Below are 24,912 nucleotides of genomic sequence, written 5' to 3' on the forward strand. Positions count from 1 at the left end.
GGGTAAAAAATAAGGGGGAGGAAGCATGAATCGTCTCTTGCTTTTTCTCATGCTCGCATCAATTACGCTTTGCGGCTGCGGGGGGAGACCCGCTCCTGTTCCGCCCAAAAAACATGGGGAAAGCCGCGCATTGGAAGCATCTGCATACCGTGAGCATGCCGGACTCATCAATCAAAACGGAAAAACGATCGGATATATCGAAGTGAGGGAATCTGATGATGAAGGGTCAGACATTCATATATCAGCGGGGCATCTGCCGCCCGGCACTTCTCTCGGGTTTCATATTTATGAAAAAGGGACATGTCAGGCACCTGATTTCGAATCAGCCGGCGGTCCGTTCAACCCTTTGAACAAAGAACACGGCTTCAACAATCCGATGGGTCATCACGCCGGGGATCTCCCCAATCTTGAAGTGGGGGCTGACGGTAAAGTGGATGTCATTATGAACGCGCCGCAAACTTCATTAAAAGAAGGGAGCAGACTCAGCCTGCTCGACCGGGACGGAAGCGCGTTCGTCATTCATGAACATACGGACGATTATTTGACAAACCCGAGCGGAAATTCCGGAGCCAGAATCGCCTGCGCTCCCCTGACAAAAAGCGCCCGCAGGGAATGAGCCCTTTTGTATTGAGTATACAAGGGCTTTTTTAGTATACTCGGTTATGGAATACAAATGGAAAGGAAACATCACCTATGACTTCAGAATTACAGCACCTATCACTTCCGGAAGATATACAAAACAAACTGCAGGCTTATCAAAATCATCCCGTTTCCCAAGAATTCCGGGATTTAATCGGATCATCAGGCTATGAGGCCGAAGATAAAGCGATTGTATTCGATGCCGTCATTGCTTTGACAATGGGAAAAAATATCTTATTAAAAGGACCGACGGGTTCAGGGAAAACAAAATTGGCGGAAACGCTTTCGAACTATTTTCATAAACCGATGCACAGCGTCAACTGCTCCGTAGACCTCGATGCAGAAGCGCTTGTCGGCTATAAAACGATTGAAAATGAACAGGGACAGGCGACAATTGAATTCGTTCCCGGACCTGTAACAACCGCAATGAACAAGGGACATTTTTTATACATTGACGAAATCAATATGGCAAAGCCTGAAACCCTTCCGATTCTAAACGGCGTGCTAGATTACAGAAAAATGATGACAAATCCCTTTACAGGAGAAGTGATTAAGGCAAGCGAAGGATTCGGTGTTATCGCCGCGATTAATGAAGGCTACGTCGGCACCGTTCCGCTGAACGAAGCCCTTAAAAACCGTTTTGTCATCATTGATGTTCCGTATATTAAAGGAAGCCTCCTGAAACAGGTGCTGACCTCTCAGTCTGTCTTAAAAGATGAGAAATTAATTGAGCGTTTTATGACGCTGTCTTCTGATTTAATCGCACAAGCGCATAACGGACAAGTGTCAGAAGAAGCGGCGTCCATCAGGGCTCTCATTGATACGTGCGACTTGGCTGCGTACATCCCGCCGAAACGGGCGATTGAAAGAGGCATCGTAGAAAAACTTGACGATGACAGGGAAAAAGCCGCTGTCAGAAATATTGCAGAAACGCTGTTCGAATGAGGGATATACAATGAAGTTTATCAAATTTAACGACAGCACGATTGATTCGTTTTTGTTCATGATGCTGACTGACCTGGCCAAAACACTGACCAGAAGCAGTGAAGTTGAAGTGGAATACGGCGTGCAGTCTTACTACAATCCCTTTGAAAAGAAAATTTACATGAGCCACTTTTGGAAAGACCGATCAGCCGGGGATATGGAAGCCGGCCTGAAAAGCGATGTCTATTTGCGCGCTGTCGGAACACGCAGCAGCTCATTTCGGGAATTTGCGGGGTTTTTAAATGACGTTCACCGGCATTTCACCCGCCAAAGCTTTGCCAAGCAGCTGTTTATGCTGCTTGAGGATATCAGAATTGAAGAGCTGACCAAAAAAGAACGGCCGGGAACGAAACGTGTTTTTCAGAAGCGGAGGGAGATGTACAGGAAATATTTCACGACGCAGCTGACATTGAATTTAGAACGGAGCATTTTCACCGACGCTTTGTATTGCGCGATGTTTGTCAAGCTGACGGCTGAGTCTCCGCTTGAAGGCATTCCTTCCATGCATGAACATATTGATATGATGATACCGTATATTGAACGTCAGCTCATCCGGGTGTATGAGGCGGATTCTACGGAACAAATCGCAAGAATAACGGAAGACCTCATGGAAGGCCTTGATGAAGTGCTTGAGAAAGATATGCTGAACACGTACTTTTTTCTGCCGGAACTTGATTACGAAAAAGCGGCTGAAGCGCCTTTATTCGAAAGTGTAAAAAAAGCGCCTTCGTTAAGTGACGATCTCACGCTACCTGAGTCTTCCGACGGAGATGAAGAAATCTTTGAAGAGAAAATGAATACGTGGCACCGGGAAACCGAAGCGCCGGCAAAAAGTTTCCTTCAATTTGATATTGAGCACGGCGCGAAATCGGATCTTGGGAAAGACGCGGCCAGAGAAGGCGATGACGGTGACCAGGCGCTCGGCTCCGTTCAAGGTTCCGCACGTCAGACGAAAAGAGAGGATTACTCCAAACTGGAAGCGCTTGAATCCATTCAGGATGAACATGAGGGCGCGGGGCTGGCTGACGGAAAAGAAAACAAATTTGCCTTCCCGGTTTATCAAACGCCTCATAAAGCGTCTCCTGAAGAGGAGCAGTCTTATAAAGAACAGGCAAAAACGATAGAATCATATCAAAAACGCTTGAAGCAGATGATACAAAAAACACTTGAGCACAAAAAAACGCTCCCGCGGACCGACCTTCACGCAGGCCGGCTGAATCGCAAACTGATCCGCTATTTTACGGAGCGGAACCCGCGCCTTTTCTATAAAAAGCAGGACCCGTCTTCAGACATTGACGCGGTTTTTACATTGCTTGTCGATTGTTCGGCCAGCATGTTCGACAAAATGGATGAAACAAAAAGAGGGATCGTTCTTTTTCATGAAGCCTTGAAATCAGTGTCCGTACCGCACCAGATCGTCGGATTTTGGGAGGATACAAACGAAGCGACCGAAACGAGCCAGCCGAATTTCTTCAATACCGTCATTCCGTTTGAAGAGTCGCTGCTGCAGGCGGCGGGTCCGCTGATCATGCAGCTTGCGCCTGAAGAAGACAACAGAGACGGATACGCCATCAGGCAAATGACGAAACAGCTGATGCGGCGGAGTGAGGCGCAAAAATTTTTAATCGTGTTTTCAGACGGAGAGCCGGCAGCATTCGGATACGAACAAAACGGCATTGTCGATACGAGCGAGGCTGTCATCGAAGCGAGAAAAAAAGGGATAGAAGTCATAAATGTTTTTCTGTCCAATACTGCAATAGAGGAATCACAGATGAAAACCATTCAGGATATGTACGGAAAGTACAGTATTTTTGTTCCGGATGTCGATCAGCTGCCCGATGTGCTGTATCCGCTCTTGAAAAAACTGCTTCATAAAAGCATAGGATAGGCTTTTTCCTATGCTTTTTCGCTTTTTATTTTAAAATGATTTAATTTTTTCGGTATTGATCTGTTTTTTTTACTATTTTGTGAACAATCAAGGTAGAATCCAAACGCAATCAGTGGTAAAATATCCTTGGAAGCGTTTTTATTACATAATTTTGGGCACAGCGTTCAAAAGTTATTTCAAGATAGTGAATTGATCACTTGATTATCTAGGTTGGGGGTAATATTCAAATGTTTCAAAATAATATGAAACAAAGAATGAATTGGGAAGATTTTTACGGACCGAACCTCGGCTATGCACTGGAGCTGTACGACCAATATGCTGAAGATCCAGACAGCATTGATCCGGATCTGAAAGACATGTTTGACGAACTCGGCGCTCCGCCAAGCCAAATAAAAGAGGCATCGGGAACAAAGGAACAGGGACGCGTCACCGCAGATCTGATTCAAAAGATCGCAGCAGCAGTTAAACTTGCAGAAGATATTCGAACCTATGGCCATCTGAACGCTTCCGTCAATCCGCTCAGAAAGGATCCGAAAAAGAGCGAGCTCTTTCCGTTATCCGAGTACGGGCTTACAGAAGAAGAAATGAAAGCAATACCCGCGTCTGTCATCTGTAAAGACGCACCTGCCAATATAACAAACGGCTTAGAAGCCATCCAGCATTTACGCAATACCTATAAAAGAACCATCTCCTTCGAGTTTGACCATGTGCATGATTTCGAAGAGCGCGCATGGATTACAAAAATGGTCGAATCCGGAGAACTGTTCCGGAAAAATTCACCGGAAAAACTGTCAGCCGTTTTAGAAAGACTGACGGAAGTAGAAGGATTTGAACAATTTTTACACCGGACATTCGTCGGTCAGAAGCGTTTCTCAATTGAGGGGTTAGACGCGCTTGTGCCGGTTCTTGACGACATTATCGCCCAGTCTGTGAAAGCGGGCACAACCAATGTCAATATCGGGATGGCGCACAGAGGCCGTTTAAATGTGCTTGCGCATGTGCTCGGCAAACCGTATGAGATTATTTTCTCAGAATTCCAGCACGCGCCGAATAAAGACCTTGTGCCGTCTGAAGGATCGACCGGCATCAGCTACGGCTGGACGGGCGATGTAAAATACCACCTCGGTGCAGACAGACAGCTTCAGGATGCTGAAACCAAAAGTGCGCGGATTACGCTTGCAAATAACCCGAGCCACTTGGAATTCATCAATCCGATTGTGGAAGGAAGCACGCGGGCGGCACAGGAAACAAGAACGCAAAAGGGGTACCCGGTTCAAGACGAAACAAAATCGCTCGCCATTTTAATTCACGGTGACGCAGCGTTTCCGGGAGAAGGCATTGTCGCCGAGACGCTGAACTTAAGCTCTCTGAAAGGCTATCAGGTCGGCGGGGCCATTCATATCATCGCCAATAATATGATCGGCTTTACAACTGAAAGCGATGAATCACGATCCACGAAATATGCCAGTGATTTGGCGAAGGGCTATGAAATTCCGATCGTTCACGTCAACGCGGATGATCCGGAAGCATGCCTGTCAGCCGTTAAATTTGCGGTTGAATACCGGAAGCGGTTCAATAAAGATTTCTTAATCGATTTAATCGGGTACAGACGGTACGGCCACAATGAAATGGATGAGCCGTCAACGACACAGCCGATGCTGTATGACGCCGTCAGAAAACACCCGACTGTCAAGCGGATCTTTGCGGAAAAACTCGTAAGTGAAGGACTGATCAGCGAGGAAAAAGCGCAAAACATCGAAGCGACAGTGACAAAACGAATTGAAGACGCCTATAAAAAGGTGCCCGCCAAAAAAGAAGACGCCGTACGGGAAATTGAATTGCCGGAACCGGTGTCCAACGGTTTTCCAGACGTTGACACAGCCATTGATTTTGATGTTCTCCGCAAGCTGAACGGCGAACTTATCAACTGGCCGGAATCTTTTAACGTGTTCGGCAAGCTGAAAAGAATCCTGGAAAGACGTGCAAAAGCGTTTGATGATGACCGTAAAGTTGAATGGTCATTGGCTGAATCGCTTGCGTTTGCTTCCATTTTGAAAGACGGCACGCCGATCCGGCTGACCGGACAGGATTCAGAGCGCGGAACGTTCGCTCAAAGAAACCTTGTGCTGCATGACAGCGAAACAGGAGAAGAATTTGTTGCCCTCCATCACTTAGACGACTGCGCTGCTTCATTTACGGTGCATAACAGCCCGCTCTCTGAAGGATCGGTTCTCGGCTTTGAATATGGATACAACGTGTATTCGCCTGAAACGCTTGTGATGTGGGAGGCGCAGTACGGGGACTTTGCCAATGCGGCTCAAGTCTATTTTGATCAATTCATATCTGCAGGACGGGCAAAATGGGGACAAAAATCAGGACTGGTCATGCTGCTGCCTCACGGTTACGAAGGGCAGGGCCCTGAACACTCCAGCGGCCGCGTCGAGCGGTTCCTGCAGCTGGCGGCGGAAAACAACTGGACGGTGGCCAACCTGACAAGTGCGGCTCAGTATTTCCATATTTTAAGAAGACAAGCGAAAATGCTGCTTCGTGAGGAAATCCGCCCGCTTGTGATCATGACGCCGAAGAGCCTGCTGCGCAACCCGAATACGGTATCTGAAGTGCAGGAACTGAGCGAAAGCCGATTCAAGCCTGTCTATGAGCAGTCCGGTCTTTCCCATGCTTACGAAAAAGTGACTCGCGTCGTATTATCAAGCGGAAAAGTGTCAATTGATATCAGCGATCACTTCAACAAAATGGAAGGCGATAAGGATTGGCTTCATATTGCCAGAATCGAACAGCTGTATCCGTTCCCGGCAAAAGATACGAAGGAGCTTTTCGCCAAACTGCCGAACCTGCAAGAGATCGTTTGGGTTCAGGAAGAGCCGCAGAACATGGGGGCATGGAGTTATATCAGCCCGTATCTGACGGAAATCGCGCCAAAAGGAGTAAATGTCCAATACATCGGCCGAAGAAGACGATCCAGTCCCGCAGAAGGAGATCCGACAGTCCACAAAAAAGAACAGGAACGCATTGTATCTGATAGCTTGACTCGCAAAAACTAAGGGGGAAATGAAAAAATGGCGGAAATTAAGGTACCTGAATTAGCAGAATCAATCTCAGAAGGAACGATAGCCCAATGGTTAAAGCAGCCCGGTGATTATGTAGAACAGGGTGAGTACTTGCTTGAACTGGAGACGGACAAAGTAAATGTTGAATTGACAGCAGAAGAATCGGGTGTTCTAAAAGAGGTATTGAAAGATTCGGGTGATACCGTCCAAGTAGGAGAAATTATCGGTACCATTACAGAAGGCGCTGGCGAAAGTTCTGCACCCGCCCCTTCAGAAAGTGCTCCAGCCAATGAACAAACGAAAGAGGAAGCAAAAGCTGAACCTGCTGCACAAGAAGTCAGCCAGGAAGCACAATCAGAAGCGAAATCCAGAACGGTAGCGTCTCCGGCTGCACGCAAGCTGGCAAGGGAAAAAGGAATTGATCTATCACAAATTCCGACGGGAGACCCGCTCGGCCGCGTGCGCAAACAAGATGTGGAAGCTTATGAAAAACCGGCTTCAAAACCTGCGGCACAGCCGAAACAGCAGGCTCAAAAAACACAGCAAAGCTTTGACAAACCTGTCGAAGTGCAAAAAATGTCCCGCCGCAGACAGACGATCGCGAAACGATTGGTTGAAGTGCAGCAGACTTCTGCGATGCTGACTACATTTAACGAAGTTGACATGACGGCCGTTATGAATCTAAGAAAACGCCGCAAAGACCAATTCCTTGAGCAAAACGATGTAAAACTCGGTTTCATGTCGTTCTTTACAAAAGCCGTCGTGGCTGCATTGAAAAAATTCCCGCTCCTTAACGCTGAAATTCAAGGCGATGAGCTGATCGTGAAAAAATTCTATGACATCGGTATCGCTGTCGCGGCTGAAGAAGGGCTTGTCGTCCCAGTCGTGCGTGACGCTGACCGCCTGACGTTTGCCGGCATTGAAAGAGAGATCGGTGAACTTGCGAAGAAAGCGCGAAACAATAAATTAACATTAGGTGAGCTGCAAGGAGGCTCCTTCACGATCACAAACGGAGGTACATTCGGATCGCTTATGTCAACACCGATCCTAAACAGCCCTCAGGTTGGGATCTTAGGTATGCACAAAATTCAGCTGCGCCCAGTAGCGATTGATGCGGAGCGCTCTGAAAACCGTCCGATGATGTACATCGCTTTATCATACGATCACAGAATTGTAGATGGTAAAGAAGCGGTCGGATTCCTTGTCACCATTAAAAACCTGCTTGAAGATCCGGAACAGCTGTTGCTGGAAGGATAATTTGAGACAGACAAAAAGTACACTGCCCTTACAAGCAGTGTACTTTTTTTATTGAGAGAAGGGGAGAATTTATATGAAAAGCTGTTATCCGCTTGAGATCGAATTTGAATATAATGAAGAATTGCATTCTATCACTCCGGTTCTTCTGCAAGACGAACATGACACGATATTAATAGACTGCGGATATCCCGGTTTTACAAACCATCTTCAACATGCCGCTGCCCGGCATGGAATGTCGCTTCATTCATTGACAAAAATCATTGTAACGCATCACGACATAGACCATATCGGCTCACTCGCTGCATTATACCGTTTACATCCGGATGTCAGCGTGACAGTACATGAGCGTGAAGCGCCGTATATTGACGGCTCTAAAAAATCTTTACGGCTTGAGCAGGCTGAATCAACGTTTTGTTCATTGCCGGAGGATGCAAAGCCTTATGCAAAACAGTTCATCCGCTCGCTTCAATCAGTCGCATCGGCAGCAGTTCACCGGACAGTTACTGACGGCGAGCTGCTGCCTTGGTGCGGAGGCATTCGCGTTGTAGCCACGCTGGGTCATACACCCGGCCATATCAGTCTTTATCTGCCTGCCGAAAAAACTATGGTCACAGGTGATGCGGTCGTCATTGAAGACGGAAAGCTGAACCTTGCTAATCCCGGCTATACGTTACATATGGATGATGCGGTCCGTTCTGTGCAGCGGCTGCTCGATTACGATATCCGCCAATTGATTTGTTATCATGGAGGTTTATTTCAGGGGGATGTAAAAAAAGCGCTTTTGCGTCTGTTTCGTGATCTGCAGAATAAACAAGGATAGGAGCGGCAGCAGCCTATCCTATCCTTGTTCAGTTATGAAAACGGAATCTTTGCCGTTTCTTCTTCTTCGGCGCTGTTTTTCTCTTTTTTCTTAGACCAGTAGGTGGCAAGAACAGACCCCGACAGATTGTGCCATATGCTGAAAATTGCGCTCGGCACGGCTGACAAAGGGGAGAAATGCGCTGTCGCAAGCGCTGCGCCCAGTCCGGAGTTTTGCATTCCGACTTCGATCGCAATCGCTTTTTGTGAAGCATAATCCATTTTGAACAGCTTTGCAGTCAGGAATCCTAACAAATATCCGATTCCGTTATGTAAGATGACGACAGACACAATCAGCAGTCCTGATTGAAGCAAATGCTCACGATTTACGCTGACGACAGAGGATACAATCGCTACGATGCCGATTACCGACACGAGTGGAAGCGCGTGCACGGCTTGTCCGACCTGTTTTTTGAAGAACAGCTTCACAATCACCCCGAGGACGATCGGCAAAAGCACGGCTTGCATAATGGAAACAAACAGTGAACCGAAAGAAACGGGGAGCCACTCTTTCGCAAACAGCATAATAAGTGCCGGCGTTACAATAGGAGCAAGCAATGTTGAGATCGTGGTGACCGCAACAGAAAGTGCCGTATTGCCTTTCGCCAAAAACGTCATGACGTTTGATGCCGTACCGCCCGGACAGCATCCGACCAGAATGACGCCCGCGGCGATTTCTGCGGGGAGGCGGAGCCCGATTGATAAACAGAAAGCCGTAAGCGGCATAATCGTAAACTGGCAAGCGACTCCGATCACGACATGCCAAGGCTTTCTGATTAATTCTTTAAAATCGTCTGCTTGAAGAGTAAGCCCCATCCCAAACATAATAATACCAAGGAAAATCGTCATATAAGAACTGATCCAAGAAAACAAATCAGGGCAGGCGAATCCTAAACCGGCAAAGACGATAACCCACAAGCCAAAGGTTTGGCCCGCAAACCCGCTTATTTTTTTCAGCCATTCCATAAACACAGCTCCTTTTACATTCAATCAATCAGTCAGAAAATATGACTGACTTTTCTGTATTCCATTATAAATAATGTTCTGAATAATTCAATATTAAATATAAGTTTTCAATAAAATTATTATGTAAACTAACATCTTCTTGACTATTCAGACATATATTCTTACAATTGATTTTTATACTGAAATGAATTGGGAGTGCTGAAGTGAAAGAAGCTAATCAATGGTCATCTAAGCTGGGATTTATTTTAGCTACGGCCGGCTCTGCAATCGGGCTCGGCGCAATATGGAAGTTCCCTTACGTAGCGGGAACCAGCGGAGGCGGCGCTTTTCTGCTTATTTTTATTTTATTTACTGTTTTAATCGGACTGCCGCTTTTGCTTGCTGAATTTATTATCGGCAGAAAAACACAAAAAAACGCCGTTGAATCCTATAAGGCGCTCGCGCCGGGGAAAAAGTGGCACTGGATCGGATATCTCGGAATCATTACGTGTTTTATTCTATTATCCTTCTACAGCGTAGTGGGGGGATGGATATTAATCTACATTATAAAAGGCTTTACAGGCGGCTTATCGCTTTCTTCGGGATTTGATACGTTATTTATCGATACCATTTCAAATCCTTATGCAGCCGTTTTCGGCCAGCTGCTGTTTATCGTGCTGACGATTTTAGTTGTGGCAAAAGGGGTGAGCAGCGGCATTGAAAAAGTAAGCCAGGTGTTGATGCCGGCTCTGTTTATTCTGTTTATTCTCTTAATGATCCGCTCCGTTACGCTGCATGATGCAGCAAAAGGATTAAAATTCTTTTTTATGCCTGATTTTGGCGCGATGGATGCCAATACTATTTTATATGCGATGGGACAATCATTTTTCTCGTTAAGCGTCGGAGTGTCCGTAATGGTTACATACAGCGCATATTTAGAAAAAGAAGAAAATATTGTTCAATCCGCCGTATCGGTGACGGTATTAAATGTCCTTGTTGCTGTGATGGCGGGAGTGGCGATTTTTCCGGCGGTGTTTGCATTCGGCCTCAAGCCGGATCAAGGCCCGCAGCTTTTATTTAACGTGCTGCCGACCGTCTTTAATCAAATGCCGTTGGGCATCGTGTTTTTACTCGCCTTTTTGCTGCTGTTTTTATTTGCGACGCTGACATCGGCTTTTTCAATGCTTGAAATTTTAGTTGCTGTTTTGTCAAAAGGCGATTCGGCAAAACGGAAGCGGTATGCATGGATCGGGGGACTTGCTATATTTATTGTCGGGGTCCCTTCGGCGCTGTCGTACGGAATCTTGAGTGATGTTTCTATTTTTCACCGCAGTATTTTTGACGCTGCGGATTTTCTGGTCAGCAATGTCTTAATGCCGCTGGGCGCGCTTTTAATTGCCGTTTTCGTACCGTTGAAAATCCCGAAACAGATGCTGTTTGACGAACTGAAAAGCGGTTCCGGTATAAAACGAAAATGGTTTGCAGTCTGGCTCCTATTAATCCGTTATGTGGCTCCTGTAGCCATTATTATCGTTTTTCTGCACGTCCTTGGTATTTTTTAAACCAAAAGAAGCAGGCCCCCGTTCAAGACGGGGGCTTTTTTAATAAAGCGGCCATATTACGCGGTGCGCTTGCTCGAACCGTTTCTCCGCCTCCCGCCAATCAACGACATTCCACCATTGATCCACGTAAGCCGCTCGGTCGTTTTTATATTGTAAGTAATAAGCGTGTTCCCACACATCCAGCGGAAGCAAAGGAATGACGTCCCACTGGCTGTAGAGCTGATGCTTCTCAGCGGCCAAAATCTCCAGCCGCCCGGCGCGCGGCGCCCAGACTAGGATAGCCCAGCCGACTCCTTCGACTTTTTTCGCCGCTTGAGAAAATTGCTCTTTAAAAGCGGAATAGCTTCCGAATGACACATCAATCATTTGAAAGAGCGCCCCCGTCGGCCGTCTTTTTCCGTTTGGATTCATCGAAAACCAGAAAATACTGTGCAAATAATGGCCCGCGCCGTGAAACGCCAATTGCCGCTCCCAATGCGCCACTAAGTCGTACTGTTTCGTCTGTCTCGCTTTTTTGAGCTCCAGTTCTGCTTTATTCAGACCGTCAACATAGCTCTGATGGTGTTTTGTATGGTGAAGTTTCATAATCTCTCTTGAAATATACGGTTCCAGTGCGGAATAACTGTAAGGCAGTTTAGGGAGGACATGCTTACCGATCGGCACATAAGCTCTGCGCTCATCCGGCTCTTCGGGTTCAGTAATGTCCCGGTAAAGTGCTGATGCCTGTTCGTACCATTCCGCCTCCGTTAATCCATCATCCTGAAGGGTGTGAAAAATCCGGTCGATTTGTGCCGCGAAGCGATCGAACCGACCTTGCTGAATAACTTGTTCCTTCAAGGTTTCACACCAATTCAGCATTTCGGTTTGATAAGCGTGCCGTTTCATTTTTCTTCCTCCTTTTCACTCATTTTCATAAAAGTGCTGAGCGCAAGCAAAGAAAACACATACGGGTAGCTGTGATACCTGATGTAAAACTGCTTCGGCAGGCCGATTCCGGTCGGATAGCTGAAAGCGGCTCCTTCGTAATGCCGGTTTTCAATAAGAAAAGATATGCCTTTTGTGACGGCTTGATGATGAGTTTTTTCGTATTGCAGCAAAGCTTCGGCCGCCCAAGCCGTCTGTACAAGCGTCCCGTAAGAAAGCGGAACATAGGTTTTGACTTCTGCGCTTTTACAGGATTCCCCCCAGCTTCCGTCCTCGTTTTGAATGGACTTCAGCCAGCGGATCGCTTTTTTCACGGCCGGGTGGTTTTGGCTCACGCCGCAAGCCTTCATCCCTGTCAGCGCTGCCCATGTGCCGTAAATATAGCAGACACCCCATCTGCCGTACCACGATCCGTCCTCTTCTTGATGGCGGATCAGCCATTGGACGGCCTTTTCAATCTGAGGGTGATCAGAAGAAAGCCCCGCTTCTCCTAAACAGTGCAGCACCCGTCCGGTTAAGTCGCTTGTTGAGGGATCGATGGCAGCTTCCTCAGCCGATTCCAGCGGCAGCAGGCGGACCAGCGGATGATTGACATTTTTCTCAAAAGCAGAGAAGCCGCCGTCACTGTTTTGCATGGACAAAAGCCAGCTCAGTCCGCGTTCCCATGAGGCGGGATAAAGTTTTCGCGGAATGGCTTTGAGCACTGCGGCTGTGTCATCACAATCAGGATTATTTGTATTGATGTTTGAAAAACCCCATCCTCCCGGTTCAGCATGCGGGTTGTGAACGGCCCAATCAGCGACTTTCGTCTGCTGCCGTTCACGCAGAAACCGGGCGGCGCTGGTTATCATCTGATCGTTATCTGAGATGCCGCTTTTCATAAGCGCATAGTTGAGAAGCGCCGTATCCCAAACGGTCGACGTTGAATTTTCCAGGTACGGTATATTGCCGCAAGACGTGAGCAAAGCTTTCGTGCCGGCAAGCGCTTTTCTGATAACGGGGGAGTGGCGCGATACACCGAGAGCGAGCAGGCCGTACACCATAAAAATAGTGGCGCTCGCATAGCTGTATAATGTGCCGTCTTCTTCAATCCGGTCAAGCATATACGTTTTGGCCGTACGCAGACCGAGCTGGTGAAAAGCGGCAGGAATCTGCAAAAGCCGCTTCCAGTGCGCGAAAAGAGAAGAGAGGTCTCTGTTCTCATCCTGATCGGAACGAAGCCATGTAAACGGATTTTTAGTCATATGCCGATCTAAATGCGCGAGAGACGGAACGTTGGGATTTTTCAGCGAAAATCTTTTGTTAAGCGTCACGGCCATCGGTACAAAATGAATACGGGCGTATGTACTGAACTGGTAAAAATGCAGCGGGAAGGATGGGGGAATGACTAAGAAAGATAATGGCAGATGCAGCGCGGGCCATGGATAAAGGCCGTTTGCCGCAAGCATCCACTTTGTCATAAAGTGTACGTTGCGCAAGCCGCCATTTGAGATGATAAAGCGTTCGGCCTGAATCATATGCGCCTCAGAACGGCTATATAAACCGGAAGCCAGCAAGCCGGCATAGCCCTGTACAGTAGCGGTCACATTTCCTTTCCGGTCATCAGGATAGTTGGCAAAAGTTCCGTCCGGGCGCTGTTTAGCGCGAATGCCTTCTGCAAGCTCAGCGATCAGTTCTTTATCATTGTCTCCAAGAGAAGTGAGAAGGAGGATCAGAAAGGCGTTTGTCAAAATCGGTCCTTCAAAACAAAATGACCATGAGCCGTCCGCATTTTGCGTTTCTCTTAATAGAGAGATGGTTTTCTTTTGGCGGCTTTTGACGTTTTCATGAATTGTGCTCACACTCGCTCAACTCCTTCAGAAGCATATATATTCATATGTAAAAGGCGGCATGACAAAAGAAAGAAACTGCTGATAGGCAGCAGTTTCTTGTTTGATTTAATCTTCCAGGTTGATCCAGACGCTTTTCACTTCTGTATAATTATTCAGCGCGTAAGAGCCCATTTCCCGCCCGAGGCCGGATTGCTTATAGCCGCCGAAAGGAGATGCCGCATCGAAAACATTGTAGCAGTTGACCCAAACGGTGCCGGCTTGGAGACGGTCAGCAATGTAATGGGCGTTTTTCACATTCTCAGTCCAAAGTCCGGCTGCAAGGCCGTATTCCGAGCGGTTCGCCCGCTCAATGACTTCATCTACCGTATCATACGGAATGGCGGCTAAAACAGGGCCGAAAATTTCTTCTTTTGCGATGGTCATGCTGTCATCCACATCCGCAAATACAGTCGGGGAGACAAAATACCCTTCTTCAAACGGGCAGCTGCCGCCCGCGACAGCTTTGGCTCCTTCCGCTTTTCCTTTTTCAATATATGAAAGCACGCGCTCATGCTGTTCCTGACTGACGAGCGGGCCGATTTGTGTATCTTGGTGAAGGCCGGCGCCTTGCTGAAGCGATTTCGCATATGAAACCATTTCGCTGACGACCTCATCATATTTGTCTTTGTGAATGAAGACGCGGGAGCCTGCGCAGCATACCTGCCCCTGATTAAACATGACCCCGTTTAAAGCGCCGGGAATGGCTTTCTTCAAATTGGCGTCAGGCAAAATGATGTTAGGTGACTTTCCGCCAAGCTCCAGTGTCACGCGTTTAATTTTTTTTGCGGCTTTTTCCATGATTTTTTTGCCGATTTCTGTAGAACCGGTAAAAGCGAGTTTATCGACATCGTCATGGTTGGTCAGCGCTTCCCCGGCCGTCTCGCCGAACCCTGGGACAATATTGATGACGCCGTCAGGGAAGCCCGCCTGATCTATTAACTCCGCTAAATAGAGGGCGGTCAGCGGTGTCTGTTCCGCCGGTTTCAAAACGATTGTGCAGCCTGTGGCAAGGGCGGCGCCCATTTTCCACATCGCCATAAGGAGCGGGAAGTTCCAAGGGATGATCTGCCCCACGACGCCGACAGGCTCATGGCGGGTGTAATTAAAATATGAGCCGGCGACCGGAATCGTTTGTCCGGTTATCTTTGTAGACCATCCGGCATAATAACGCATATGCTCAATTGCAAGCGGGATATCCCCATTTGTTGTTTCATTAATCGGTTTTCCGTTATCAAGTGTTTCAAGCTGCGCGAGTTCCGTTTTGTGCTCTTCCATTAAATCGGCAAGCTTATACATCAGCCTGCTTCTGGAAGCGGCCGGCATAGTGCGCCATTCGCCGTGATCAAAGGCTTTGCGTGCCGCTTTCACTGCACTGTCAATGTCTTCTGACTGTGCCTCGTAAAGCGTCATCAGCGTTTCTCCGGTTGCCGGATTCGGTGTGACAAATGTTGATCCTGAAGCGCTCGGAACAAATTTTCCGTCAATATAAAGTTTCTTCGTACCCTGTAAAAATGTTTCCAGCCTTTTTGTGATCTGCATCGTTAAAGAACTCATTCGTAACAAACCTCCCGAAATTTTTTTATGGTCTGTTTTGAGCATCTTGATGTCCGCGCGAAGTAAGCGCATACAGTCATTTTATAATAACACCTCCGGTAAAATCAATCGATAACCGTTATTGCAATTCACAAGAAAAAACGGCTACAATAAGCTTATCGATTAAGAAAAGGAGTTTTATAAATGATTCATAATAATTGGCAGACAAAAGAAAGCGTCAAAAAGGTCAAATGCGTACATACAGATGCGAAAAAATACATTGTCAAAAATGTGCTGACGCCGGGTAAAGAGTATGAAGTCAAAAATGAAACAGAAGAATTCATTTTTGTTGTAGACAATACAAACAAAGTCGGAGGCTTCTACAAAGAGTATTTTGAAGAAGTTTAAAGCTGAATGAATTCATTTTGCCTGAGCCATACTAAAAAAGACTACATATAAAGGGTGGCTGCAAAATGAAAAAAACAGAGCAAGACAAACAAAATAAAACATCAGATCAGCTTCAGCAAGTGCAACCTGAAGAAGGCACCGACACGACGATGGAACAAATTTCAGATACCTATAAAGAAGGAACGATTGAAGATACGGATCGTTGATGTTTTGTTGAAACCGCGGCATTGGAGAAGCCGCGGTTTTTTATGGTGAAAATAAAAAACTGACTTTTCGAAAAAAATACCGTTTTCTTGAAACCTTTTCTTCCGTTGAACCGTATTACTTCATAACAGCGGCACCTTTCGCGAAGGGCTTTTTTGATGAACGTTCTAAAAATGTAATCTGTTCGTAATGGTTTAAATGCCGTCTATGTCGTATTCTTATATAGGGATAAAGAACTTATTTTTTTATGATTGTAATAAAACAATAGTATAGAAGCAGAAAGTGGGGTTCTTCATTGGGAATTTTTTCTGTCAGCAGATCAACCGACACAAAAAAGCTGGAGGCTTTGCTCGTTGAGGGAGAACGGATCGAAACGATTTATAAACTGCGGGTTGACCAAATATGCTTTACGAATAAACGAGTGATTTTCTTTGATAATAAAATGTTCTCCAAAAAGAAAGTGCGCGTATTTCTTCCATATAAAACAATTGAAAGCTTCGCCATTCAAGAAGCGGGGATGTTTGATCCCGATACCGGGCTTGTATTAATGACAAGGGGAAAAACTTTCGAATTGGAATTTGCAAAAGAAACGGACTTGACTGAGGTTCAAGCCATCTTAACAAAATACTTATGCAGTTAAATATCACATAAAAGCCATCCGAATGCATGCGGATGGCCTTTTTATTATATAATGCTTGTTTTTCCGGAGTTCGAATCAATGAGATCCGGATCAGCAATAGAACTGATGGGGATATAAATCGGCGCCAAATCACCATTTTCTTCACCGAATCCGTAGTTGATCTTATTGGATAAAAAATAATCGATTTGCTGATACGGGCCGATCGTAATGGAAGAACCGCGGTCGACTGCATTTACTTTAAAGCCTCCTACATTTACCAAAACCGGCGAAAACATCATAATGGGCCTCCTTTTCCGGCAGGGATTTTATCGCATGCAGACTCAAAGGTAGATGGAGAATCAATTTGATCCCGGTCATCCACTTTGCCGTTCGTGCCGATGAAGCCGCTTGCATCTCCGAAGTTCTGTCCGTATCCCTGATTCTTTTTATCAGAATTCTGCCATTCCGCCAGTAAATTTTGTCCGACATTCACCGCTGAAGCATTTTCAAAGGAATTAATTTTCAACATGAAAATATTAATATTGATATATGGAGTTGGTTGAACCACAGGCAAACCTCCTTTAATACAGGTGTATGCCGGCTGTTATGACCGTATGCTTAGACAGGGGGCGATAAAAATGGATTTCGATAAGATGAAGCAGTGGATGGAAATGGCGCAAAACATGTCCGGCGGCGACTTTTGGAAAAACGTTTTTGATGATGAACAACTGAAATCATTTCAAAACGGCCATTCTCATTTTCCCTTTCAACAGGGAGATGGGCAAATGAGAAGAAATGAGGATGCTTTTCCTCTTATAGATATTGTGGAAACCCATGATGAGCTCCAATTTTTGCTGTATCTGCCCGGCTACCGGAAACAAGATGTTCAGCTGCTGTCCTACGGAGAATATATCGTCGTAAAAGGCACGAGAAAATCCTTTTTTAATGAACAGGATTTTAAACAGAAGACCGGAAAATACGGCGATTTTGAAAAAAAACTCGACCTTCCGCATTCCGCTCAGGGAACGAAGGGAATGCAGGCGGTATTCAAAGACGGGATTTTATATATATCGATTGCTAAACATCTGGGGGATGCAAGCCAGATCATTATCGAAGGCTGATCTTGTTTGCTGTGCCATCTATCAGATCTGAATCATCGATACTCATGATAGGGATTACGACAACAGTGCAATCACCGTTTTGTTCACCGTACCCTTCATTTCTTTTATTGGCTGCTGTGTTTCTCACCATAACGGAAGAGCCGGTGTTAAAAGTTGCTCCGCCGCTGATTCCGTTCATTTTTATATACTCAAAGTTGATAACGGATGGAAAAAACATCATGATTCGCCTCCTTTTTGTATATCATGTTTATATATTTGCAATGCGGGACGCATAGAACTTTCCAAGAGTGACGGGGAAAGAAGTGATTTTCTTTGAAAAAAATAATGAAAGAGATTTTCAAAAAAGTGTGTGAAGAGGAATTAGACCGGCTTAAGAAAGTGGAACAACAGCTTGATGAGCTTCAGGATAAGTGTCATTTTGAGCCGCAAACGGTGGAAGGGGAAAAAACATATGTCCATATTGAGCACGTCAAAGTGGACAAGGTTGAATACAATATTGATTTTGAAAAGCTGAGTATAGAAGAGCTGAGCGGTATGCTGAATATCGGCGCCACTTACCATACACCGGCGCACAGGCTCAAACAAGCCTGCGCTGAAGAATTTCGGGACAACCCGCAAACTGATGCTGCGAAAGAAAAAAGACAGACAAAGCAGCAGACACCCAATGTCACCATCAGGGGGAGAAAGCATTGACCCCGTTGTTTCAGCCTCCTTTTTCGAGGGTATGTATTAACAGTGCAGCGAAGAATACAGACGAAAAAGGAGATGATGAATATGTCATTATCAAAAGTACAGCAGGACAGCCTTTATCATAAATTAATCGATTTAAAGGAAAGTCTTCAGGGAGAATCAAAAGAAAATCATTCAATGAGTGAAGACACAGGAGAACTGTCGAACGGAGTAGATAACCACTTAGCTGATCACGGAAGCATTTATTTGGACAGGGTCACGAATCAAACGCTGGACGGTGTCGATCAGAATCTTTTAGATGAGGTGCACGCCGCGCTTGAACGAATGGAAAAAGGAACATACGGGATTTGCGAGAAAACGGGAAAAGAAATTCCTTATGAAAGACTTGAAGCCGTGCCGTACGCCAGAATGACCGTCGAAGCGCAGCGAGAAACAGAAGGGGATGTGAAAACAGACGCTCCGTCATATGAAAGGGAATTTCACGAGCAGGTGAAAGACCTCTCAAATAAAGAAACCGTTGATCAAAAAAGCTCACAAACATACGAAATCCTGGATCGTGAGCAGGATTCACAATAATAGCAGCAGGTACATTCATATGTACCTGTTTTTTTATTCCATAAAAAATCTCAAAATCGAAATAAAATCATTGACTTTATATAAAAAAGAAAGTAACATACTATTTGTAAGTAAATATTAAAAGATTACCGGGAGGAATTTAGAATGTCTCAAGTATTATTTGTAAAATCAAGTGACCGTACGGCTGAAGAAGGCGTATCCGTAAAATTATACGAAGCGTTTCTGGCTGCTTATAAAGAAAACAATCCGAATGATGAAGTGATCGAACTTGATCTTCATAAAGAAAACCTTCCTTACCTCGGAAGAGATATGATTAACGGAACATTTAAAGCTTCAAAAGGAATTGAAATGACTGACGAAGAGAAAAAACAAGCGTCAACTGCTGACATTTACTTAAATCAATTTGTCAAAGCTGACAAAGTCGTGTTTGCATTCCCGCTTTGGAACTTCACAGTGCCTGCTGTGCTTCATACTTATGTTGATTACCTGTCTCGTGCAGGAGTTACTTTCACATACACGCCTGAAGGCCCTAAAGGTCTGATGGGAGATAAAAAAGTAGCGCTCTTAAACGCACGCGGCGGCGTATATTCTGAAGGACCGATGGCATCTCTTGAAATGTCATTAAACTTCATGAAAACCGTTCTCGGTTTCTGGGGTGTCCAAGATCTTCACACTGTTGTCGTTGAAGGCCATAATGCTGCACCGGATAACGCTCAAGAGATCATTGAAAAAGGACTGCAAGAAGCGAAAGATCTGGCTGCAAAATTCTAATTTCCATTAACTCTTGCGCCCCTACAGGGTGTGAGAGTTTTTTCTATTATAGAAGAAACTGGCGGCAGCTTTCGATCTGATCTTATATTGATATATTGATATTTTGTCGAAAAAACAATTTTTATGTAGAATAAAGCATTTTTCACAAAGAAAAAAGGTTTTCTGTAAAAGAATTAACCCTCTTGCCAAAATACGACTGATGGTGTAGGATATAAGAGAAGCTACATTGTTCGTATTGTTAATTAAGTTTTAACCTTTAAGCTGTAATAGGGAGTTTTATATCGAAGCCGGAATGTCATGCCTCCATTGCAGAGGACGACAGGAACGCTTCTGCAAACACCCACTTTGAGGAGTGGTGGTTTAAAACTTTCTTACTTGCGTACGGCATACGTAGCGAAAGCCATTTCCCTTGCGGAGATGGCTTTTTATTTTGAATTGCCATTGAGCAGCGTACTTTATCAGTATGATAAAATGAAAGAATCAAAGACAAAGTGAGGTTTTACAACATATGCTGGAGAAAGCCCAATCCCTTCTGGCGCATTATTTTGGCTACGACAGTCTTCGCGCGGGCCAAAAGCAGGCGATACAATCAGTTGCAGAGGAGAGAAAAAACACGGTCTGCATTATGCCGACGGGGGGCGGAAAATCAATCTGCTATCAGATTCCCGCACTGCTGTTTGAAGGAACCACAATCGTTATTTCCCCTCTTATTTCCTTAATGAAAGATCAAGTCGACGCGCTTGAAGAAGCGGGTATCGCGGCAGCTTATATTAACAGCACCCAGACAAGCCGTGACATTCATGAGCGCCTGACCGGTTTGAAACAAGGGGCTTACCGGCTCTTTTACATCACACCGGAGCGTTTGACTTCTTCTGAATTCATTCACATCCTGCAGAATATTACGGTTCCTCTTGTCGCCATTGACGAAGCTCACTGTATATCGCAATGGGGACATGATTTCAGGCCGAGTTACCGGAATATCGAAATCCTTTTTAATGAATTAAAAGAACCGCCCGTCATCATCGCATTAACGGCGACGGCTACGCCTGAGGTTCATGATGACATCTGCAAGCAGCTTCATATTAAGAAAGAACAAACTGTATATACCGGTTTTGCCAGAGAGAATTTAACGTTTAAAGTAGTAAAGGGCGAAAACAAAGACCGGTTTATCGAGCGGTATCTGGAAAAGAATAAACACGAAGCCGGCATTATATATACAGCGACAAGAAAAGAAACCGACCGTTTATATGAGAAATTAAAACGCAGCGGCATCAATGCCGGCCGTTATCACGGCGGATTGGCGGATGATGACAGAAAAGACCAGCAGGAGCGGTTTCTTAACGATCAGATACAAGTGATGGTAGCTACGTCCGCTTTCGGAATGGGAATCGATAAGAGCAACATCAGATTCGTTTTACACGCGCAGATTCCGAAAGATATGGAGAGCTATTACCAGGAAGCCGGACGGGCCGGGCGCGATGGTCTTAACAGCGAGTGTGTGCTCTTGTTTTCGCCGCAGGATATTATGGTGCAGCGTTTTTTAATAGACCAATCGGCCGCCGGAGAAGAAAAACAAAAGCAGGATCTCAAAAAACTGAGACAGATGGTGGATTACTGTCATACGGAAGATTGCCTGCAGCGGTTTATTCTGAAGTATTTCGGCGAGAATGAGGCGGAAGCTTGCGGAGCATGCGGCAATTGCACTGATACAAGGACCGCCCATGACGTCACAAAAGAAGCGCAGATGGTATTGTCATGCATCATCAGAATGAATGAGCGCTTCGGAAAAACGATGGTGGCGCAGGTGCTTAGCGGGTCAAAAAATAAAAAAGTGCTGGAAAACGGCTTCAGCAGCCTGTCCACTTACGGCATTATGAAGCATCAATCCGCAGCGGAAATCAGTGATTTTATCGAATTCCTTATTTCAGATGAATATATCAGAATGGCGGACGGCACATTTCCGACGCTTATGGTCACCCAAAAAGGCAGGGACGTTCTGCTTGGAAAAAGCGCAGTCGCGAGAAAAGAAGCCTTACAGGCCGCCGCCGTTACCGAGAATGATGAATTATTTGAGCTTCTCCGGCGTCTCCGCAAAGAAATTGCAGCTGAACAGGGTGTGCCTCCATTTGTCGTGTTCTCAGATCAGACGTTAAAAGAAATGTCGGCGAAACTTCCGAAAACGGATCAGGATCTTCTTTCCGTAAAAGGGGTCGGAGAACAAAAAAGATTGAAATACGGAGCGGTTTTTTTAGAAGAAATCCGAAATTATGTAAGAGAAACAGAGTGAAAAAAAGTTTTTTTAGAAATTTGCACATTGTGTTTTTCATTGGCGCCGGAAAAATCAGAAGCTTGAAAACCCTTGCTGTATCGGGGTTTCAGCAAGACTTACCAAGCGAGAGAAATGTTTCATGTAAAGGAACTGTAATCTAATTCAAATCGTTTTGTTATTGAACTGACATTTTCATATGTTACGATATCACCTGTTAGCCGCCAATAAAAAGCTAACAAGGGAGGATTTACTTATGAAGAAGACGATTATGTCCTTTGTCGCAGTTGCAGCAATTTCAACAACTGCATTTGGAGCTCACGCTTCTGCTAAAGAAATCACGGTGCAAAAGGGTGACACGCTCTGGGGGATCTCGCAAAAAAACGGAGTGAACCTAAAGGACTTAAAAGAATGGAATCAGTTATCTTCTGATTTAATCATTGAAGGAGAGAAACTGACTATTTCTTCAGTAGAAACAACCACATCTGGGCAGTACACAGTGAAGCAGGGCGACAGCCTCTGGAAAATTGCTCAGAAATTCGGAACATCAGTCGGCAATCTGAAAAGCTTGAATAACTTGCAATCAGATATAATTTACGCAGGCACAACGTTAAATGTGAAAGGTCAGGCTCAGGCTGCACAGCCGGCTCAAGAAGCCAGCCAGCCGCAAACTGAACAAAAACCAGCTGCCGAGACAGAACAGCCTAAACAAGAAGCTGTCAAAAACGAGCAGCCTAAACAAGAACCTGTTCAAGAACAACAACCTAAACAAGAAGCGAAGGCTGTCGAAGCAAAACAGCAGCCTGTTCAATCAAATACAAACCAACAAGAGCCTAAAAAGCAGCTGACAATGACTGCAACTGCTTACTCTGCTAACGACGGCGGCATTTCCGGTGTAACGGCAACCGGTGTTGACTTAAACAAAAACCCTGATGCAAAAGTCATCGCGGTAGACCCTAGTGTCATTCCGCTTGGCTCTAAGGTTTATGTTGAAGGTTACGGAGTGGCAACAGCAGCAGATACAGGCGGCGCAATTAAAGGAAATAAAATTGACGTATTTGTTGCAAAGAAAAGTGACGCTAACAACTGGGGCGTCAGAACAGTAAATGTTAAAGTATTAGACTAGTTTCATATAGAGATGAAGAACACAAGGCGAAATGCTTTGTGTTCTTTTTTTCTTCCCTTTTTTGACTGTATATAATCGTTATATGCGGAAAAAGAAAAAGCGTTTCTCTAATATAAAAGGAATGGATGTGAAAACGGAATCTGAAGGGATGTATGAATTTGATGGAGCCGGAATTTATATGTCTATGGAATGCCTTCACAGAATCACCGGTGTTTCAAGCAGGTATATGCACCGCTTTCGCCATTGTGCTCGTTATCGGACTGTCTATGCCTGCTGTCAGGCTGTTTCAGGCGCTTGACAGAGGGAGAGGAAGGCCAGCCGTTATTGAAAAGGTGAGACGTACTGGCGTGATGAAGAATGGCAGGCACGAGCTTGTGCTTATTTTAAACGTGAAAAACCAAGACGGAACGCATGATAAACGTGAACTGACACACGCCGTATATAATGAAGAGATCAGCCATTTTTATGAAGGAGCTTCCGTATGGGTAACGGCAGCGGCTGGCGGACAAATTATGATCGCTCCGCGCACGCCGCGGCATAAGGCGTCAAAATAAAAAGACGGGGCGGTTTTCCCGTCTTTATGTATTAATGCCGATCGATCCATATCCGTCCGCCTTCTGAGCCGGCTTCTATCCTGCATGTTCCTCCGATCGGGAATGTCATCAAAGGGGAGGTGTGGCCGAAATCAGCATTTGCGATAACAGGCATGGATGACAGTTCTTCTTTTGTACGGATGACGGCACGCAGAGCCTCCTCAGACACATTTGAAGCATGCTGGAAACGTCCGATGACAATTCCCTTCACGGCTGAAAAAGCGGGAAGATGGATGAGTGACTGCAAATCCCGGTCAAACATATGAATGTCCGACATATGATCATCTTCTATAAACAGAATCACTTGTTCCATCTCCGGAAAGTATTCGGTGCCCTGCAGAAGATTCAGCGTGCATAGATTTCCTCCGATCAGTGTTCCTTCCGCATATCCGGGTTGAATAACGAGCGGTCCCGGATTCCGATAAAAACGTCTGTCCTCCTGGTTCAAATACCATTTATCATCACTCCACTCGGATGAAGGCTTTACCTCATACGGGTTGTCAGAAGCACAGCAGGCCAAGAAAGACTTAATCGTATAGCCCAGCCCTTTTTTCATGGCAAATGAAGAAAAATGGGGACCGGAATATGTAATAAGGCCGGTTTTTTGATATATGGCATGGCCGAGAGCGGTAATATCTGAATAGCCGCAAAGGATTTTCGGATGCCGCTTGATGTTTTCATAATCAAGATAGCGAAGCAGCTGATTTGATTGGAACCCGCCGAGTGTCGTCAAAATCGCTTTGATGTCAGGGTCAGCGAAAGCCTCGTGCAGATCCCGTACACGCGATTCAATGGATGATGAATCAAATTCATTTATTTCTTTCGCATTCTCTGAAAAAGAGACACAAAAGCCCAGCTCCTCCAATTTTGTCTTCGCGGCATTTATATTTTCATCTGACATAACGGACATGCTTGTGGCCGGAGACACAATACGAATGCCGTCACCTTTTTTCAATTTTTCCGGATACAAAAAAAACCCTCCTTAAATGGTTTAATCTATTACACCATA

General features: G+C 45.5%; 25 protein-coding genes and 1 other RNA gene. 18 read left to right on the top strand and 8 right to left on the bottom strand.

Annotation, left to right across the window (positions count from 1 at the left end; all coding sequences use genetic code 11):
- The first annotated feature begins 25 nt into the window (after positions 1-25).
- From ABK447_RS10840 to ABK447_RS10865, 6 genes are all read left to right on the top strand, one after another.
- Complete coding sequence (locus ABK447_RS10840; RefSeq protein WP_007407968.1) at positions 26-616, top strand: superoxide dismutase family protein; 591 nt, start codon at positions 26-28, stop codon at positions 614-616.
- Positions 617-693: 77 nt separating this feature from the next.
- Complete coding sequence (locus tag ABK447_RS10845; protein ID WP_032869968.1) at positions 694-1,584, top strand: MoxR family ATPase; 891 nt, start codon at positions 694-696, stop codon at positions 1,582-1,584.
- Positions 1,585-1,594: 10 nt separating this feature from the next.
- Entirely contained in the window at positions 1,595-3,511 is a 1,917-nt protein-coding gene (locus ABK447_RS10850; RefSeq protein ID WP_349910031.1) for a VWA domain-containing protein, read from the top strand.
- Positions 3,512-3,738: 227 nt separating this feature from the next.
- Positions 3,739-6,573, top strand: coding sequence for a 2-oxoglutarate dehydrogenase E1 component (gene sucA, locus ABK447_RS10855; RefSeq protein WP_094031775.1), 2,835 nt, complete (start codon positions 3,739-3,741; stop codon positions 6,571-6,573).
- Between the two features lie 15 nt (positions 6,574-6,588).
- Positions 6,589-7,836, top strand: coding sequence for a 2-oxoglutarate dehydrogenase complex dihydrolipoyllysine-residue succinyltransferase (gene odhB / locus ABK447_RS10860; protein WP_003153764.1), 1,248 nt, complete (start codon positions 6,589-6,591; stop codon positions 7,834-7,836).
- A 73-nt stretch (positions 7,837-7,909) separates the two neighbouring features.
- Positions 7,910-8,656, top strand: coding sequence for an MBL fold metallo-hydrolase (locus ABK447_RS10865; protein ID WP_094031774.1), 747 nt, complete (start codon positions 7,910-7,912; stop codon positions 8,654-8,656).
- 32 nt (positions 8,657-8,688) lie between these two features.
- On the opposite strand, the gene ABK447_RS10870 is transcribed toward ABK447_RS10865, so the two are convergent.
- A complete protein-coding gene (locus ABK447_RS10870; RefSeq protein WP_060675211.1) occupies positions 8,689-9,660 on the bottom strand; it encodes a bile acid:sodium symporter family transporter in 972 nt (323 codons plus the stop codon).
- Between the two features lie 203 nt (positions 9,661-9,863).
- Here ABK447_RS10870 and ABK447_RS10875 point away from each other — a divergent pair, with 203 nt between their 5' ends.
- Positions 9,864-11,201, top strand: coding sequence for a sodium-dependent transporter (locus ABK447_RS10875; protein ID WP_012117747.1), 1,338 nt, complete (start codon positions 9,864-9,866; stop codon positions 11,199-11,201).
- 39 nt (positions 11,202-11,240) lie between these two features.
- Here ABK447_RS10875 and ABK447_RS10880 read toward each other — a convergent pair whose 3' ends face one another.
- The 3 genes from ABK447_RS10880 to ABK447_RS10890 form a co-directional block, all read right to left on the bottom strand.
- Entirely contained in the window at positions 11,241-12,086 is an 846-nt protein-coding gene (locus tag ABK447_RS10880) for a superoxide dismutase (RefSeq protein ID WP_007611962.1), read from the bottom strand.
- The gene (locus ABK447_RS10885) at positions 12,083-13,966 is read right to left on the bottom strand and encodes a prenyltransferase/squalene oxidase repeat-containing protein (RefSeq protein WP_094031773.1); all 1,884 of its coding nucleotides are present in this window, start codon (positions 13,964-13,966) and stop codon (positions 12,083-12,085) included. Before ABK447_RS10885 ends, ABK447_RS10880 begins: the two co-directional genes overlap by 4 nt.
- A 96-nt stretch (positions 13,967-14,062) precedes the next feature.
- Positions 14,063-15,550 (bottom strand): aldehyde dehydrogenase family protein, encoded by a 1,488-nt coding sequence (locus tag ABK447_RS10890; protein WP_024085472.1) that lies wholly within the window; start codon positions 15,548-15,550, stop codon positions 14,063-14,065.
- A gap of 183 nt (positions 15,551-15,733) precedes the next feature.
- Here ABK447_RS10890 and ABK447_RS10895 point away from each other — a divergent pair, with 183 nt between their 5' ends.
- From ABK447_RS10895 to ABK447_RS10905, 3 genes are all read left to right on the top strand, one after another.
- Positions 15,734-15,937, top strand: a complete 204-nt coding sequence (locus ABK447_RS10895; RefSeq protein WP_007407979.1) for a DUF6501 family protein — start codon at positions 15,734-15,736, stop codon at positions 15,935-15,937.
- A 65-nt stretch (positions 15,938-16,002) separates the two neighbouring features.
- A complete protein-coding gene (locus ABK447_RS10900) occupies positions 16,003-16,143 on the top strand; it encodes a DUF4025 domain-containing protein (protein WP_003153781.1) in 141 nt (46 codons plus the stop codon).
- A 293-nt stretch (positions 16,144-16,436) separates the two neighbouring features.
- Entirely contained in the window at positions 16,437-16,781 is a 345-nt protein-coding gene (locus ABK447_RS10905; RefSeq protein WP_003153783.1) for a PH domain-containing protein, read from the top strand.
- Positions 16,782-16,825: 44 nt separating this feature from the next.
- Here ABK447_RS10905 and ABK447_RS10910 read toward each other — a convergent pair whose 3' ends face one another.
- Both ABK447_RS10910 and ABK447_RS10915 read right to left on the bottom strand, forming a co-directional pair.
- A complete protein-coding gene (locus tag ABK447_RS10910) occupies positions 16,826-17,059 on the bottom strand; it encodes a hypothetical protein (protein ID WP_003153785.1) in 234 nt (77 codons plus the stop codon).
- Complete coding sequence (locus ABK447_RS10915) at positions 17,056-17,328, bottom strand: hypothetical protein (RefSeq protein WP_003153786.1); 273 nt, start codon at positions 17,326-17,328, stop codon at positions 17,056-17,058. The genes ABK447_RS10910 and ABK447_RS10915 overlap by 4 nt, the downstream gene beginning before the upstream one ends.
- A 70-nt stretch (positions 17,329-17,398) precedes the next feature.
- Here ABK447_RS10915 and ABK447_RS10920 point away from each other — a divergent pair, with 70 nt between their 5' ends.
- Positions 17,399-17,881: an Hsp20/alpha crystallin family protein gene (locus tag ABK447_RS10920; protein ID WP_003153787.1), complete on the top strand. Its 483-nt coding sequence runs from the start codon at positions 17,399-17,401 to the stop codon at positions 17,879-17,881.
- Here the strand turns inward: ABK447_RS10920 and ABK447_RS10925 are convergent.
- Entirely contained in the window at positions 17,868-18,101 is a 234-nt protein-coding gene (locus ABK447_RS10925) for a hypothetical protein (RefSeq protein ID WP_012117743.1), read from the bottom strand. The two genes, ABK447_RS10920 and ABK447_RS10925, sit on opposite strands and share 14 nt — an antisense overlap.
- 92 nt (positions 18,102-18,193) lie before the next feature.
- On the opposite strand from ABK447_RS10925, the gene gerPC reads away from it, so the two are divergent.
- The 7 genes from gerPC to ABK447_RS10960 all read left to right on the top strand — a co-directional run bounded on the left by gerPC (position 18,194) and on the right by ABK447_RS10960 (position 23,864).
- Positions 18,194-18,574: a spore germination protein GerPC gene (gene gerPC / locus ABK447_RS10930; RefSeq protein ID WP_025284852.1), complete on the top strand. Its 381-nt coding sequence runs from the start codon at positions 18,194-18,196 to the stop codon at positions 18,572-18,574.
- An 81-nt stretch (positions 18,575-18,655) separates the two neighbouring features.
- A complete protein-coding gene (locus tag ABK447_RS10935; protein ID WP_015240004.1) occupies positions 18,656-19,147 on the top strand; it encodes a TraR/DksA C4-type zinc finger protein in 492 nt (163 codons plus the stop codon).
- Positions 19,148-19,291: 144 nt separating this feature from the next.
- Complete coding sequence (locus tag ABK447_RS10940) at positions 19,292-19,918, top strand: FMN-dependent NADH-azoreductase (RefSeq protein ID WP_007407983.1); 627 nt, start codon at positions 19,292-19,294, stop codon at positions 19,916-19,918.
- A 215-nt stretch (positions 19,919-20,133) separates the two neighbouring features.
- A non-coding RNA gene (gene ssrS, locus ABK447_RS10945) (6S RNA) lies at positions 20,134-20,319 on the top strand.
- Positions 20,320-20,426: 107 nt separating this feature from the next.
- Positions 20,427-22,205, top strand: a complete 1,779-nt coding sequence (gene recQ, locus ABK447_RS10950; RefSeq protein WP_061046687.1) for a DNA helicase RecQ — start codon at positions 20,427-20,429, stop codon at positions 22,203-22,205.
- Between the two features lie 235 nt (positions 22,206-22,440).
- Entirely contained in the window at positions 22,441-23,310 is an 870-nt protein-coding gene (locus tag ABK447_RS10955) for a 3D domain-containing protein (protein ID WP_007407985.1), read from the top strand.
- A 161-nt stretch (positions 23,311-23,471) separates the two neighbouring features.
- Complete coding sequence (locus ABK447_RS10960) at positions 23,472-23,864, top strand: hypothetical protein (protein ID WP_052827570.1); 393 nt, start codon at positions 23,472-23,474, stop codon at positions 23,862-23,864.
- Between the two features lie 31 nt (positions 23,865-23,895).
- Here the strand turns inward: ABK447_RS10960 and ABK447_RS10965 are convergent, their stop codons facing one another.
- A complete protein-coding gene (locus ABK447_RS10965) occupies positions 23,896-24,873 on the bottom strand; it encodes a S66 peptidase family protein (protein ID WP_094031772.1) in 978 nt (325 codons plus the stop codon).
- Positions 24,874-24,912 lie beyond the last annotated feature (39 nt).

The sequence above is a fragment of the Bacillus sp. hwrm1 genome, assembly GCF_040207805.1.
In the GTDB taxonomy this organism is placed as follows: Bacteria; Bacillota; Bacilli; order Bacillales; family Bacillaceae; genus Bacillus; species Bacillus velezensis.

Coding starts and splice junctions, on each gene's coding strand:
- ABK447_RS10840 (WP_007407968.1), top strand. CDS start 26: ATGAATCGTCTCTTGCTTTTTCTCATGCTCGCATCAATTACGCTTTGC.
- ABK447_RS10845 (WP_032869968.1), top strand. CDS start 694: ATGACTTCAGAATTACAGCACCTATCACTTCCGGAAGATATACAAAAC.
- ABK447_RS10850 (WP_349910031.1), top strand. CDS start 1,595: ATGAAGTTTATCAAATTTAACGACAGCACGATTGATTCGTTTTTGTTC.
- sucA (WP_094031775.1), top strand. CDS start 3,739: ATGTTTCAAAATAATATGAAACAAAGAATGAATTGGGAAGATTTTTAC.
- odhB (WP_003153764.1), top strand. CDS start 6,589: ATGGCGGAAATTAAGGTACCTGAATTAGCAGAATCAATCTCAGAAGGA.
- ABK447_RS10865 (WP_094031774.1), top strand. CDS start 7,910: ATGAAAAGCTGTTATCCGCTTGAGATCGAATTTGAATATAATGAAGAA.
- ABK447_RS10870 (WP_060675211.1), bottom strand. CDS start 9,660: ATGGAATGGCTGAAAAAAATAAGCGGGTTTGCGGGCCAAACCTTTGGC.
- ABK447_RS10880 (WP_007611962.1), bottom strand. CDS start 12,086: ATGAAACGGCACGCTTATCAAACCGAAATGCTGAATTGGTGTGAAACC.
- ABK447_RS10890 (WP_024085472.1), bottom strand. CDS start 15,550: ATGAGTTCTTTAACGATGCAGATCACAAAAAGGCTGGAAACATTTTTA.
- ABK447_RS10895 (WP_007407979.1), top strand. CDS start 15,734: ATGATTCATAATAATTGGCAGACAAAAGAAAGCGTCAAAAAGGTCAAA.
- ABK447_RS10900 (WP_003153781.1), top strand. CDS start 16,003: ATGAAAAAAACAGAGCAAGACAAACAAAATAAAACATCAGATCAGCTT.
- ABK447_RS10910 (WP_003153785.1), bottom strand. CDS start 17,059: ATGATGTTTTCGCCGGTTTTGGTAAATGTAGGAGGCTTTAAAGTAAAT.
- ABK447_RS10920 (WP_003153787.1), top strand. CDS start 17,399: ATGGATTTCGATAAGATGAAGCAGTGGATGGAAATGGCGCAAAACATG.
- ABK447_RS10925 (WP_012117743.1), bottom strand. CDS start 18,101: ATGATGTTTTTTCCATCCGTTATCAACTTTGAGTATATAAAAATGAAC.
- ABK447_RS10935 (WP_015240004.1), top strand. CDS start 18,656: ATGTCATTATCAAAAGTACAGCAGGACAGCCTTTATCATAAATTAATC.
- ABK447_RS10940 (WP_007407983.1), top strand. CDS start 19,292: ATGTCTCAAGTATTATTTGTAAAATCAAGTGACCGTACGGCTGAAGAA.
- recQ (WP_061046687.1), top strand. CDS start 20,427: ATGCTGGAGAAAGCCCAATCCCTTCTGGCGCATTATTTTGGCTACGAC.
- ABK447_RS10955 (WP_007407985.1), top strand. CDS start 22,441: ATGAAGAAGACGATTATGTCCTTTGTCGCAGTTGCAGCAATTTCAACA.
- ABK447_RS10960 (WP_052827570.1), top strand. CDS start 23,472: ATGGAGCCGGAATTTATATGTCTATGGAATGCCTTCACAGAATCACCG.